The sequence below is a fragment of the Melaminivora sp. genome (assembly GCF_032059615.1).
In the GTDB taxonomy this organism is placed as follows: domain Bacteria; phylum Pseudomonadota; class Gammaproteobacteria; order Burkholderiales; family Burkholderiaceae_C; genus Melaminivora.
Map to the genome: position 1 here is coordinate 63,535 of NZ_DAMCAM010000001.1, position 13,530 is coordinate 77,064.

The 13,530-nt window shown below is 67.5% G+C and carries 11 protein-coding genes and 1 tRNA gene; 3 read left to right on the forward strand and 9 right to left on the reverse strand.

The annotated features are described in order from the left end of the window. Positions 1 to 10: 10 nt before the first annotated feature. The 6 genes from RT051_RS00295 to RT051_RS00320 form a co-directional block, all read right to left on the reverse strand. A complete protein-coding gene (locus RT051_RS00295; protein ID WP_313069708.1) occupies positions 11 to 901 on the reverse strand; it encodes a hypothetical protein in 891 nt (296 codons plus the stop codon). Positions 902 to 1,101: 200 nt separating this feature from the next. After that, positions 1,102 to 2,238 (reverse strand): ribonucleotide-diphosphate reductase subunit beta, encoded by a 1,137-nt coding sequence (locus RT051_RS00300; RefSeq protein WP_313069711.1) that lies wholly within the window; start codon positions 2,236 to 2,238, stop codon positions 1,102 to 1,104. Positions 2,239 to 2,377: 139 nt separating this feature from the next. Next, positions 2,378 to 5,200, reverse strand: coding sequence for a ribonucleoside-diphosphate reductase subunit alpha (locus RT051_RS00305; protein WP_313069875.1), 2,823 nt, complete (start codon positions 5,198 to 5,200; stop codon positions 2,378 to 2,380). Positions 5,201 to 5,431: 231 nt separating this feature from the next. Further along, positions 5,432 to 6,028, reverse strand: a complete 597-nt coding sequence (ampD, locus tag RT051_RS00310) for a 1,6-anhydro-N-acetylmuramyl-L-alanine amidase AmpD (RefSeq protein WP_313069715.1) — start codon at positions 6,026 to 6,028, stop codon at positions 5,432 to 5,434. Continuing rightward, positions 6,028 to 6,246, reverse strand: coding sequence for a PP0621 family protein (locus RT051_RS00315; RefSeq protein WP_313069717.1), 219 nt, complete (start codon positions 6,244 to 6,246; stop codon positions 6,028 to 6,030). The genes ampD and RT051_RS00315 overlap by 1 nt, the downstream gene beginning before the upstream one ends. 4 nt (positions 6,247 to 6,250) lie before the next feature. Beyond that, entirely contained in the window at positions 6,251 to 7,051 is an 801-nt protein-coding gene (locus RT051_RS00320; RefSeq protein WP_313069724.1) for a cytochrome c biogenesis protein CcsA, read from the reverse strand. A gap of 32 nt (positions 7,052 to 7,083) precedes the next feature. On the opposite strand from RT051_RS00320, the gene ffh reads away from it, so the two are divergent. Together ffh and RT051_RS00330 are read left to right on the forward strand one after the other, a co-directional pair. After that, on the forward strand, positions 7,084 to 8,466 hold the full coding sequence (gene ffh, locus RT051_RS00325; protein ID WP_313069732.1) for a signal recognition particle protein: 1,383 nt from the start codon (positions 7,084 to 7,086) through the stop codon (positions 8,464 to 8,466). 37 nt (positions 8,467 to 8,503) lie between these two features. Next, on the forward strand, positions 8,504 to 9,067 hold the full coding sequence (locus RT051_RS00330) for a Uma2 family endonuclease (protein ID WP_313069735.1): 564 nt from the start codon (positions 8,504 to 8,506) through the stop codon (positions 9,065 to 9,067). A gap of 90 nt (positions 9,068 to 9,157) precedes the next feature. Here RT051_RS00330 and miaB read toward each other — a convergent pair whose 3' ends face one another. Beyond that, positions 9,158 to 10,444 carry a tRNA (N6-isopentenyl adenosine(37)-C2)-methylthiotransferase MiaB gene (miaB, locus tag RT051_RS00335; protein ID WP_313069877.1) on the reverse strand — a complete coding sequence of 429 codons (1,287 nt, stop codon included), beginning with the start codon at positions 10,442 to 10,444 and terminating at the stop codon, positions 9,158 to 9,160. 279 nt (positions 10,445 to 10,723) lie between these two features. Between miaB and RT051_RS00340 the strand changes: the two genes are divergently transcribed. After that, the gene (locus tag RT051_RS00340; protein ID WP_313069738.1) at positions 10,724 to 12,484 is read left to right on the forward strand and encodes a methyl-accepting chemotaxis protein; all 1,761 of its coding nucleotides are present in this window, start codon (positions 10,724 to 10,726) and stop codon (positions 12,482 to 12,484) included. Positions 12,485 to 12,591: 107 nt separating this feature from the next. Here the strand turns inward: RT051_RS00340 and RT051_RS00345 are convergent. Next, a tRNA-Met gene (locus RT051_RS00345) sits at positions 12,592 to 12,668 on the reverse strand. A gap of 42 nt (positions 12,669 to 12,710) precedes the next feature. Continuing rightward, the gene (locus RT051_RS00350; RefSeq protein ID WP_313069741.1) at positions 12,711 to 13,490 is read right to left on the reverse strand and encodes an enoyl-CoA hydratase; all 780 of its coding nucleotides are present in this window, start codon (positions 13,488 to 13,490) and stop codon (positions 12,711 to 12,713) included. Positions 13,491 to 13,530 lie beyond the last annotated feature (40 nt).

The window sequence follows — 13,530 nt, forward strand, 5'->3', positions numbered from 1 at the left end:
CAGGCCGGCGTCAGGGCTTTTCGCCGCTCGGAAATGGCCAGGCCGCGTGGGGCGCCCGGGTGGTCTGCACGGCCGGCGCTGCGGCGGCGGCAGGTGCGGCGGCTGTCGTGCCTGCCACCTTGCGGGTGGCCGGGGCCTTGCCGGATGCACTCTTGCCCGCGGCAGCGCCCTTGCTGGCAGCCGTGCTGCTCTTGGCGGCCGTCCTGGTGCTGGCGGCAGCCTGCTTGGCGGTGGCGGGCGCCGCAGCGGCCTTCTTTGCCGGTGCGGCGCTCTTGGTGGCGGCGCCAGAAGCCTTGGCCGGGGTGGCGGCGGCCTTGGCAGGAGCCTTTTTCGCACTGGCGCTGTCGGCGGTCGAGGGCGCCGCAGTCTTGCCGGCCGTCTTCTTGGCCGCTGCAGCCTGTTTCACCGGGGCTGCCTTGGAGGCTGCGGCTTCCTTCGCCGGGGCGGTCTTGCCGGTGGTCTTCGCGGCAGTGGTTTTTGCAGTGGTCTTTGCCGTGGCGCTGGCGGACTTGGCGGGGGCCTTGGCGGTGGGTTTCGCTGCGGGAGCCGCAGCCGGAGCCGCCGCAGCCTTGCCGCTGCCGGCCTTGGCGCCTGCGGCCTTCTTGGCGGCTGGCGCTGCCGCCTTCTTGGCAGGGGCGGCTGCCGTGGCCGTCGGCGCTGCCTTCTTCGCAGCCGGGGCGGCGCTGGCTTTGCCGGCTGTGGCCTTCTTGGCGGGCGCAGCCTTCTTGGCGGCAGCCGGCGCGGGTGCCGGGGCCGCAGCGGCTGCCTTCTTGGCGGGAGCTGCCTTCTCGGCGGCGGCCGCCTTTTTCACGGCCGGGGTCTTGGCGCTGGCGGCGGCGCCGGCTTTCTTGGCGGGGGTGGCTGCGGTCTTGGTCGCAGCGGGTTTCTTCGCAGTTGCCATCATTTTCTCCTTGGGGTCGATTTGCAGAGAGCACGCAGCGCCTGCTTTGGGTACTGCGCGATCCATGGCAACGACGCGTCGTCCGCCACCACGAATGCTGAGAGAGGCGCACCCGCGCGGCGGCCGCGCCGTGCCGCCATGCCGTGGGAGTGCCGAGGAAAAACCGTATCCGCCATGGCTCGCTTCGCGCTGCGTGTCCGTCAATCCCAGGACAGCGCACCACCCGTCTGGTACTCGATGACGCGCGTTTCGAAGAAGTTGCGCTCCTTCTTCAGGTCGATCATCTCGCTCATCCAGGGGAAGGGGTTTTCCTCATTCGGAAACAGCGCCTCCAGGCCGATCTGCGTGGCCCGGCGGTTGGCGATGTAGCGCAGGTAGCCCTTGAACATGGAGGCGTTCATGCCCAGCACGCCGCGCGGCATGGTGTCTTCGGCGTAGCGGTACTCCAGGTCCACGGCCTGGTGGAACAGTCCGCAGATCTCTTCCTTGAACGGGGCCGTCCACAGGTGCGGGTTTTCCAGCTTCAGCTGGTTGATCAGGTCGATGCCGAAGTTGCAGTGCATGGACTCGTCGCGCAGGATGTACTGGTACTGCTCGGCCGCGCCGGTCATCTTGTTTTGCCGGCCCAAAGCCAGGATCTGCGTGAAGCCGACGTAGAAGAACAGGCCCTCCATCAGGCAGGCGAAGACGATCAGGCTCTTGAGCAGCGTCTGGTCGGCCTCGGGCGTGCCCGTCTTGAACGACGGGTCCATGATGGCGTCGATGAAGGGGATCAGGAACTGGTCCTTGTCGCGGATGGAGGCGACCTCGTTGTAGGCGTTGAAGATCTCGCCTTCGTCCAGGCCCAGCGACTCGACGATGTACTGGTAGGCGTGGGTGTGGATGGCTTCCTCGAAGGCCTGGCGCAGCAGGAACTGGCGGCATTCGGGCGCGGTGATGTGGCGGTAGGTGCCCAGCACGATGTTGTTGGCCGCCAGCGAATCGGCCGTGACGAAGAAGCCCAGGTTGCGCTTGACGATGCGGCGCTCGTCTTCGGTCAGGCCGTTCGGGTCCTTCCACAACGCGATGTCGCGCGTCATGTTGATCTCCTGCGGCATCCAGTGGTTGGCGCAGGTGGCTAGGTACTTTTCCCAGGCCCACTTGTACTTGAAGGGCACCAGCTGGTTGACGTCGGTCTTGCCGTTGATGATGCGTTTGTCCACCGCGCTGACGCGGCCGCCGTGCGCGGCGCCCGGCGGCGCAGCCTGCGGGCGCGGCTGCTGCAGGGGGCCGTCGTGCGGGGCCCCTTGCGGGAGGTTTTGCGGTGGGGTCTTGACTTCGTCGTCCCAGGTAAGCATGGCTCGTCCAGTGCGTGGATTATGGAAGCAGTGCTTCAAAAAGAAAAGCATCGAAGCGTTGCGCAGCGCCGATTCGTTGCGTACCCGCCTGCTGCGGGCGGCTTCGATGCGGTGGGGTGGGTGAGGCCTGGGGCAGCCTTCACTGGCAGGCTTCGCAGCCCGGGTCGTCGATGGCGCAGAACTGCACGTCCGTGGCCGGCCCGGCCATCGCGGCAGCTGCGGGCGCATCCGTCGGGACGGCATTGAGCTGGCGCTTGTTCACCGTGCTCATCTCGACGTGGGTGGCGCTTTGCGTGCGCAGGTAGTAGGTGGTTTTCAGGCCACGCAGCCACGCGAGCTTGTAGGTCTCGTCGAGCTTCTTGCCCGAGGCGCCGGCCATGTAGATGTTCAGACTCTGCGCCTGGTCGATCCACTTCTGGCGGCGCGCGGCCGCCTCGACCAGCCAGGTGGGCTCGACCTCGAAGGCGGTGGCGTAGAGCTGCTTGATGTCCTGTGGCACGCGGTCGATGGGAGCCAGCGAGCCCTTGAAGTGCTTGAGGTCCATGACCATGACGTCGTCCCACAGGTGCAGGCGCTTCAGGTCGCGCACCAGGTACTGGTTGATGACGGTGAACTCGCCCGAGAGGTTGGACTTGACCGACAGGTTGCCAAACGACGGCTCGATGGAGGCATCGACGCCAACGATGTTGGAGATCGTCGCCGTGGGCGCAATCGCCACGCAGTTGGAGTTGCGCATGCCGTGCCGGGCTATTTGTGCGCGCAGCGCGTCCCAGTCCAGACGCGCGCTGCGGTCCACCTCGACGTGGCCGCCGCGCTCCTGCGCCAGCAGATCCAGCGAATCCAGCGGCAGGATGCCCTGCGACCACAGCGAGCCCTGATAACTGTCGTAGGTGCCGCGCTCGCGCGCCAGCTCGCTGGAGGCCTGGTAGGCGTAGTAGCAAACGGCCTCCATGGACTCGTCGGCGAACTGCACGGCGGTGTCGCTGGCGTACGGAATGCGCAACTCATACAGGGCATCCTGAAAGCCCATCAGGCCGAGGCCCACCGGGCGGTGGCGCAGGTTGGAGTCACGCGCCTTGTCCACGGCGTAGTAGTTGATGTCGATCACGTTGTCCAGCATGCGCATGGCGGTGGCGACCGTGCGGCGCAGCTTGTCATGGTCGATCTGCCCGTTCCGAACGTGCTGGGCCAGGTTGACCGAGCCCAGGTTGCACACCGCCGTTTCGCTGTCGCCGGTGTTGAGCGTGATCTCGGTGCACAGGTTGGACGAGTGCACCACGCCCACATGCTGTTGCGGGCTGCGGATGTTGCACGGGTCCTTGAAGGTGATCCACGGGTGGCCGGTCTCGAACAGCATCGAGAGCATCTTGCGCCACAGGTCCACCGCCGGCACGCGCTTGAAGAGCTTCAATTCGCCGCTGTCGGCGCGGGCCTCATGGGCGACGTAGGCGCGCTCGAAGGCCTGGCCATACAAATCATGCAGATCGGGCACGTCCGAGGGCGAGAACAGCGTCCACGGGCCCTTGTCGAGCACACGCTTCATGAACAGGTCCGGAATCCAGTTGGCCGTGTTCATGTCGTGCGTGCGCCGGCGATCGTCGCCGGTGTTCTTGCGCAGCTCCAGGAATTCCTCGACATCGAGGTGCCAGGTTTCCAGGTAGGCGCAAACGGCGCCCTTCCTCTTGCCGCCCTGGTTGACCGCGACCGCCGTGTCATTGACGACTTTCAGGAACGGCACTACGCCCTGCGACTCGCCGTTCGTGCCCTTGATGCGCGCACCCAGAGCGCGCACGCGCGTCCAGTCGTTGCCCAGGCCCCCGGCGTATTTGGACAGCAGGGCATTTTCCTTGATGGATTCGTAGATGCCCTCCAGGTCGTCGGGCACGGTGGTGAGATAGCACGAGGACAGCTGTGAGCGCAGCGTGCCGCTGTTGAACAGCGTGGGCGTGCTGCTCATGAAGTCGAACGAGGACAGCAGCTCGTAGAACTCGATGGCGCGGGCGTTGCGGTCTTCCTCCTGCAGGGCCAGGCCCATGGCCACGCGCATGAAGAAGGTCTGCGGCAGCTCGATGCGCGTCTTGGCAATGTGCAGGAAGTAGCGGTCGTACAGCGTCTGCAGGCCCAGATAGTCGAACTGCAGATCGCGCCCGGGCTTGAGCGCCGCGGCCAGGCGCTCCAGGTCGAAGTCGAGCAGGGCGGGGTTGAGCAGCTCGTGCTCCACGCCCTGCTTCACGAACAGCGGGAAGTGCGCGGCATAGGCCTGCGGCAGGTCGGCGGGCGCCACCTCGCGCCCCAGCACCTCGCGCACGATGGTGTGCAGCAGCAGGCGCGCGGTGGCGTGGGTGTAGCCCGGGTCTTTCTCGATCAGGGTGCGCGCGGCCAGGATGCCAGCCTTGTAGACCTCCTCCATGGGCACGCCGTCGTACAGATTGCGCAGCGTCTCGGCGGCGATCGGCGCGGCCTGCACCTCGGGCCCGAGGCCGGCGCAGGCGGACTCGATCAGCGCCTGCAGGCGCAGCAGGTCCAGCTCCACGCGCTGGCCGCCCTCCTGCACGAACAGGGCCGGCATTTGCGGCATCAGCTGCTGGCGCTGCTGCGCGCGCTCCTGGGCGCGGCGCTCGCGGTACAGCACATAGGCCCGCGCCACGTCGTGGTGGCCCCCGCGCATCAGGCCGAGCTCGACCTGGTCCTGCACGTCCTCGATATGGAAGGTGCCGCCGGCCGGGCGCGAGCGCACCAGCGCCCGCACTACCGCCTGCGTCAGGTCCTCGACCAGCTCGCGCACGCTGGCCGAGGCCGCGCCCTGCGCGCCGCGCACCGCCAGGAAGGCCTTCATCAGGGCCACGGCGATCTTTTGCGGCTCGAACGGCACGACGGCGCCGTTGCGGCGCAGGATCTGATAACGGGCCAGTTCGGCGGCGCTGCCCGGGCGGGCGGCCCCGGCGGACAGGGCGTCCGGCATCTGCGGGAGGTCGGAGACGGGGGATTCGACGGAGGCGTGCATGGCTTTCCTTTCAGGGCGGTGGGGCAGCGGGCGGGGAGGGCGCGGGGCGTCGGCCTGGCTGCGTGGAGGTGCTGGCGGGCGACGTGCCAGACACTACATATAGCGCTAAGTGTTTGTTTGAAACACTATGGGTAGTGTATCCGCGCATCAAGGGCCCTGCAGCGACAGGCGCCGTTGTCCGACAGGGCCTCAGCGGCGCGCGGCTCCGGGCGGCAGCAGGATGCCCGTGCCTGCGAGTGCGGCCGACACGCGCGCCCAATCGAACCCCGGCCCCGGGTCGTGCTTGCGTGCCGGCGCGATGTGCTCGTGCCCGGCCACGTGCCGGATGGGGTGGCGCAGCTGCAACGCCGTGCACAGGGACAGAAGCGCCTCGTACTGCGCCGGCTCGAAGGCGCGTCCCTCCAGGCCCTCGAGTTCCACCCCGATCGAATCGTCATTGCAGCCATCGCGGCCGCGGTAGTGCGACACGCCGGCATGCCAGGCGCGCCGGCCGGTGTCCACAAACTGCCACAGGGTGCCGTCGCGCTCGATGAAGAAATGGCTGGAGACTTGCAGCCCCCGGATCTGCTTGAAATAGGGGTGGGCCTCCCAGTCGAGCCGGTTGGTGAACAGGCGCTGCACCTGGCCCGTACCGTATTCGCCCGGGGGCAGGCTGATGGAGTGCACGACCAGCAGGTCCACCCGGGCACCGGCGGGACGGCTGCCATGGTTGGGCGACGGCAGGCGGCGCGCGGTGCGCAGCCAGCCGTCCCGCCAGGGGCCGGCCCCCTGTGTCGCGCCGCGCATCACGGGCGCTGATGGGCGCGGCAGCAGTAGCTGCGTCCGCCCTCATCGTGCAGCGCCTGCGAATGCGGCAGGTGCACGCCGCAGTGCGCGCAGCGGACCATCTCCTCCGGCGCGGGCAGGGACGAGGCGCCGCGCCCGGGCGGCGGAGGGCGGCGCTGCTGGCTGCGCCAGAAGGCATAGACGATGGCCACCACGGCCAGGAGTACCAGGTACTTCATGGCATCAAGCGGCGCGCCCGAGCACCACCTCCATGACGAAGCGCGAGCCGGCATAGGCCAGCAGCAGCAGCGCCGCACCCGCGTAGAGCACGCGCGCCGCCCGCCGTCCGCGCCAGCCCAGGCGCGCCCGGCCCAGCAGCAGCAGCGCGAAGGTGGCCCAGGCCAGCACGGAGAACACCGCCTTGTGGTCCCACAGCCAGGCACGGCCGTAGAGCTCCTCGCTGAAGAACCAGCCCACCAGCAGCGTGGCCGTCAGCAGCACGAAGCCGGCCGTGACGAAGCGGAAGGTGAGGCGCTCCAGGGTGAGCAGCGGCAGGCTGCTGGACAGGTCGCTGGCCTGGCGCATCTGCCGCTCGGCGCGGCCCATCAGCCAGGCGTGCACCACGGCGGCAGAGAAGAGGCCATAGCAGGCGATGCCCAGCGTCAGGTGCAGTGCCAGCCAGGGCGAGGCCGAGACGTGCAGCGCCCGCCCGGGGAAGAAGGCCGCCAGCAGCGCCGTCGCACCGCCCAGCGCGCACAGCGCCCAGCGCGTGCGCAGCTGCGGAAACAACTGGTGTTCCACGGCGTAGATGGTCAGCACCAGCCAGGCCGTCATGGACAACGCCGGGGCGAAGCCGAAGTGCGGCTGGCGCCCGAGCAGCCCCCAGGCCAGCGCTGCCGCGTGCAGCGCCCAGGCCGGCGCCATGGGCCACAGGCTGCTGCGCTCGCTGCCCGCGCGGGCGACGACCACCGCGGCGAGCGCGTAGCCTGCTGCCGCGGCAATGGCCAGGAGCCAGGTGCCCGAGGATGCGCTGGGTAAAATCATGGGTTCGCAGTTTAGCTACGGAGCACGCAGCCATGGCCTCCGCCCTGACCGAAAAACTCACTCGTCTCGTCAAGGAGATGCGCGGCCAGGCCCGCATCACCGAGTCCAACGTGCAGGACATGCTGCGCGAGGTGCGCATGGCATTGCTCGAAGCCGACGTGGCCCTGCCCGTCGTGCGCGACTTCATCGCCCGTGTCAAGGAAAAAGCGCTCGGCCAGGAGGTGCTGGGCAGCCTCAAGCCCGGCCAGGCGCTGGTGGGCATCGTCAACCGCGAGCTCGCCGCCACCATGGGCGACGGCGTGGCCGACCTGAACCTGGCCGCGCAGCCGCCCGCCGTTATCCTGATGGCCGGCCTGCAGGGCGCGGGCAAGACCACGACTACCGCCAAGCTGGCCAAGCACCTGATCGAAAAACGCAAGAAAAAGGTGCTCACCGTGTCGGGCGACGTGTACCGGCCGGCCGCCATCGAGCAGCTCAGGACCGTGACCAAGCAGGCCGGCGCCGAGTGGTTCGCCAGCACGCCTGATCAGAAGCCCCGCGACATTGCAGTGGCGGCCCTCGACCACGCCCGGCGGCATTACTTCGACGTGCTGCTGGTGGACACGGCGGGCCGCCTGGCCATCGATGAAGTGCTGATGCAGGAAATCCAGGACCTGCACGCCGTCCTGAAGCCGGTCGAGACGCTGTTCGTGGTCGATGCCATGCAGGGCCAGGACGCGGTGAACACCGCGCGCGCCTTCAAGGAGGCGCTGCCACTCACCGGCATCGTTTTGACCAAGCTCGACGGCGACTCGCGCGGCGGCGCGGCGCTGTCGGTGCGCCAGGTCACCGGCGCGCCGATCAAGTTCGCCGGCGTGTCCGAGAAGATCGATGGCCTGGAGGTGTTCGACGCCGAGCGCCACGCCGGGCGCATCCTGGGCATGGGCGACATCGTCGCGCTGGTCGAGCAGGTCTCGGCCGGCGTGGACATGGAGGCGGCGCAAAAGCTTGCCGCCAAGGTGAAAAGCGGCGACGGCTTCGACCTGAACGACTTCCTGGGCCAGCTGCAGCAGATGAAGCAGATGGGCGGCCTGTCGAGCCTCATGGACAAGCTGCCGAGCGAGCTGACTGCCAAGGCCGGTCAGGTGGACATGGATCGTGCCGAGCGCGACATCCGCAGGAAGGAAGGCATCATCTGCAGCATGACGGCGCAAGAGCGCCGCAAGCCCGAACTCATCAAGGCCACGCGCAAGAAGCGCATCGCCGATGGCGCCGGCGTGCAGGTGCAGGAAGTCAACCGCCTGCTCAAGGAATTCGAGCAGATGCAGGGCATGATGAAGAAGATGAAGGGCGGCGGCCTGATGAAGATGATGAAAAAAATGGGTGGCATGAAGGGGCTCAAGGGCATGAAGGGCATGCCCGGCCTGCCGTTCTGATCGAGCCCTTCCGGGCGCCTCTCAAGGAGCACAGACCATGACCGCCCAGGCCGCGAGCAACCATTTCATCACCGAACAGGAATACCTGGACGGCGAGCAGCACAGCGAAGTGCGTCACGAGTACATCGACGGGCAGGTCTTCGCCATGACCGGGGCGAGCGATCTGCATGGCCTGATCCTGAACGCCTTGGCTTTCGCGCTGACGCCTGGAGCGCGGCGCAAGGGCTGCCAGCTCTTCACCTCGGACATGAAATTGCGGCTGGAGCTCGGTGGCCAGACCCTTTTTTATTACCCCGATCTGCTCCTGTCCTGCGATCCACAGGACCGCGACCGAAACTTCCGCCGCGCTCCCTGCCTGATCGTCGAAGTCCTGTCGCCCTCCACCGCGCGCATCGACCGGCGCGAAAAACTGCTGGCCTACCAGAGCCTGCCCAGCCTGCAGGCCTACCTGCTGGTCGAGCAGGAGCGTCGCCATGTGGAGCTGTACCGCCGCGCCAATGGCTGGCGCGTCGAGCACTACGAAAGCGGCAGCCTTCCCATCGACTGCCTGGACATGCCGCTGACGCTGGACGACATTTACATCGACGTGCCCCCGGCTTGACCGGTTCGCGTCAGGGCAGAGACAGGGCTGTTTTTCGTTGCAAGCCCTTGAGTGACAAGGGTTTCAAGGTATAAAAAGGGGAGTCGAAACTCAGCCTCCCAGCACCTCGCCGCGCAGCGTGTAGGTGCGCGCCTCGGTGATGCGCACGTCGAGCATCTGCCCGGTCAGGTCGGCGCTGCCGGCAAAGTTGACCACCCGGTTGCACTCGGTGCGCCCCATCAGCTCGCTGGCGTCGCGCCTGGACGCTCCCTCGACCAGCACGCGCTGCACCGTGCCCACCCGCTCGGCACTGATCTCGGCAATGTTGCGGTTGATGACGGCCTGCAACTCCTGCAGCCGGGCGAGCTTGACCTCATGCGGCGTGTCATCGTGCAGATTGGCCGCCGGCGTGCCCGGGCGCGGGCTGAAGATGAAGCTGAAACTGTTGTCGAAGCGCACGTCGTCGATCAGCTTCATCATCTTGCGGAAGTCCTCGTCCGTCTCGCCCGGAAAGCCGACGATGAAGTCGCTGCTCATCGCCATGTCGGGACGGATGGCGCGCAGCTTGCGCACCGTGCTCTTGTATTCCATGGCCGTGTAGCCGCGCTTCATGGCCATCAGGATGCGGTCCGAGCCATGCTGCACGGGCAGGTGCAGGTGGCTCACCAGCTTCGGGATGCGCGCGTAGGCGTCGATCAGGCGCGGCGTGAATTCGTTCGGATGGCTGGTCGTGTAGCGAATGCGCTCGATGCCGGGGATCTCGGCCACGTATTCCAGCAGCAGGGCGAAGTCGGCCTTTTCCGCCGTCCCGCCCATGGCGCCCAGGTACGCGTTGACGTTCTGGCCCAGGAGCGTCACCTCGCGCACGCCCTGGTCGGCAAGGCCTGCGACTTCGACCAGCACGTCCTCGAACGGGCGGCTCACTTCCTCGCCGCGCGTGTAGGGCACGACACAGTAGCTGCAGTACTTGGAGCAGCCTTCCATGATGGAGACGAAGGCCGATGCGCCCTCGACGCGTGCCGGCGGCAGGTGGTCGAATTTTTCGATTTCGGGAAAACTGATGTCCACCTGCGGGCGGCGCTGGCGCTGGCGCGCATCCAGCAGCTCGGGCAGGCGGTGCAGCGTCTGCGGGCCGAACACCACGTCCACGAAGGGCGCGCGGCGGATGATCTCCTCGCCCTCCTGGCTGGCCACGCAGCCGCCCACGCCGATCAGCACGCCGCGCTCTTTGAGATGCTTGACGCGGCCGAGGTCGGAAAACACCTTCTCCTGCGCCTTCTCGCGCACCGAGCAGGTGTTGAACAAGATCAGGTCGGCCTCGTCGGGGTTGTCCGTGGGCTCGTAGCCCTGGGCGGCCTGCATCACGTCGGCCATCTTGTCCGAGTCGTACTCGTTCATCTGGCAGCCAAAAGTCTTGATGAAGACCTTGCGGGCGGGCGAGCCGGGCGTCGGAGCGTGCTCGTTGCCGGGGGAAGTGGCGGGGGATTCGCAGCGTTGCATGGTGTGTATCCAGGGGCTGGGGTCGGGGGCAAAGGGCAGCGATTGTGCCCAAAGCCCGAAGGCCATGCGCTGGCGCGGCAGTCCGGGACAACGCCGGGGGAAATGCGAGGTTCGCAACGTGGTGTTGCGAAAGACTACAAAATGCTGATTTTCCAGCATCTTCGTTCCGTGAAACCCATGAATCTCTCCCGTATGAACGTCGCCACCCGGCTGGGGCTGGGCTTTGCCCTGGTCATCCTTGCCGGGGTGGCGGCGGCGCTGCTGGGCAGCCTGCAGCTGCAGCGCGTGCAGCGCAGCACCACTGTGCTGGTCGAGGACCGCATGGCCAAGGTCGAGCAGCTCAACCAGATGCAAGACAACCTGAACGTGGTGGCACGCGCCTCGCGCAACCTGGCGCTGCTCGATGAACCTGACCAGCGCGAGAAGGAAAAGCAGCGCATCGACGAGGCCCGCGCCAGCAACAATGTGCTGCTCAAGCAGCTGAACGACAGCATCGAGGACCCGGCGAACCGGCAGATTTTGGAAAAAATCGCCCAGCTGCGCGCCTCCTACAACGACACCACCGACAAGGCGATGGATCTGGCGCTGGTCGGCCAGGGCGTGATGGCGGCCGAGGTGCTGCTGCGCGAGAACCGACCGGTCCAGGCCGCCTATTTCGCGGCGCTGGGCGAGTTGATCGCAGCGCAGAAGAGCGCCATGCAAGCCACGGCCGGCGAGGTGCAGGCGCTTGCCAACACGACCACCGTGATGATGGCTGGCCTGGCCGCGCTGGCGGCCGTGGCGGGCATCGCCATCGCCTGGCTGCTCACTCGCTCCATCACGCGCCAGCTGGGCGGGGAGCCTGAATACGCCGCCAGCGTGGCGCGCGAGATCGCCGCCGGCAACCTGGCCGTGCAGGTGCAGCTGCGTGACGGTGACAGCGCCAGCCTGTTGGCCGCCATGCGCGCCATGCGCGACAGCCTGGCACAGGTCGTGGCAAGGGTGCGCCAGGGCTCGGAGTCGGTGGCCGCCGCCAGCACGCAGATCGCCCAGGGCAACCAGGATCTGTCGGGCCGCACGGAAAGCCAGGCCAGCTCGCTGGAGGAGACAGCCGCCTCGATGGAAGAGCTGGGCTCCACCGTGCGCCAGAATGCCGACAGCGCGCGCCAGGCCAACCAGCTCGCGCAAAGTGCCAGCACCGTGGCGGTGCAGGGCGGCGAGGTGGTGGCGCAGGTCGTGGACACCATGCGCGGCATCAACGAGGCGAGCAACCGGATCGCCGACATCATCCAGGTCATCGATTCGATCGCTTTCCAGACCAACATCCTGGCGCTGAACGCCGCCGTGGAGGCCGCGCGCGCCGGCGAGCAGGGCCGGGGCTTTGCCGTGGTGGCGGGCGAGGTGCGCACGCTGGCGCAGCGCAGCGCCGAGGCCGCCAAGGAGATCAAGCAGCTCATCACCGACAGCGTGCAACGCGTCGAGCAGGGCACGCAGCTGGTGGACCGCGCCGGCAACACCATGGACGAGGTGGTCACCAGCATCCGCCGAGTCACCGACATCATGGGCGAGATCAGCGCCGCCAGCAGCGAGCAGAGCCAGGGCGTGCTGCAGGTGGGCGAGGCGGTGCAGCAGATGGACCAGGTCACGCAGCAGAATGCCGCGCTGGTCGAGGAGATGGCTGCTGCCGCGTCGAGCCTGAACCTGCAGGCGCAGGATCTGGTGCAGGCCGTGGGCGTGTTCCAGCTGGAGCAGGGCCATGGGTCGCTGACGCGCCCGGTGCCACCGCCTCAACGCCCGGCGCCCCGGGCCGCGGCGGCCCCTGCCACCGCGCGGCCGCGGCCGGCCGCCCCTGCTGCGGCCGTGCAGCGGCCCGCCGCACCACGGGTGGCAGCGCACGCCCCGGCCCCGGCCCAGCCCGCGCTGGCCAAGGCGGGCGAGGACGACTGGGAAGCCTTCTGACAGGGGCGGGTGGGCGCCGCCGGGCGCCCGCCTGCCATTGGTCGCTGGCCATGCCAGCCCGCACCAACGAAAAAGGCCTGGATGGATCATCCAGGCCTTTGCGTGTGTGGTGGTGGTACCGGGACTTGAACCTGGGACATCAGCATTATGAATGCTGCGCTCTAACCAACTGAGCTATACCACCGAAGCCGCAAATTATAGAACAAAAATTCGCGGCGCAAGGCAATCATTGGTGCGTGAAGTTCGCCTGACGCTTGTTCACGAAGGCGTCCATGCCTTCCTTCTGGTCCTGCGTGGCAAACAGCGCGTGGAACAGGCGGCGCTCGAACATCAGGCCGTCGCTCAGGGAGCCCTCGAAGGCGCGGTTCACCGTCTCCTTGGCGGCCATGACGGCGACCTGGGAGAAGCCGGCGATCACGATCGCAGCAGCCAGGGCCTCTTCCATCAATTTCTCCAGCGGCACCACGCGGCTGACCAGGCCCGAGCGTTCGGCCTCGGCCGCGTCCATCATGCGAGCCGTGAGCGCCATGTCCATGGCCTTGGACTTGCCGATGGCGCGCGGCAGGCGTTGCGTGCCGCCGGCGCCGGGGATCACGCCCAGCTTGATCTCGGGCTGGCCGAACTTGGCGTTGTCGGCGGCGATGATGAAGTCACACATCATGGCCAGCTCGCAGCCGCCGCCCAGGGCGTAGCCGCTCACGGCGGCGATCACGGGCTTGCGGATCGCGCGGATCTGCTCCCAGTTGCGCGTGATGTAGTCGCCCTTGTAGGCGTCGGCGAAGCTGTACTTGGCCATGGCGCCGATGTCGGCGCCGGCGGCAAACGCCTTTTCGCTGCCCGTGATGATGATGCAGCCGATCTTCTCGTCGGCATCGAAGGCCTTGAGCGCCGCGCCAAGCTCGTCCATGAGCTGGTCGTTGAGTGCGTTGAGCTGCTTGGGGCGGGCAAGCTGGATGACGCCGACCTGGTCCGCTTCGGTGCGGACTTCGATGCATTCGTAGGCCACGTGTATCTCCGTTGTTCGTAGGGGTGAGGGGAAGGGAAAG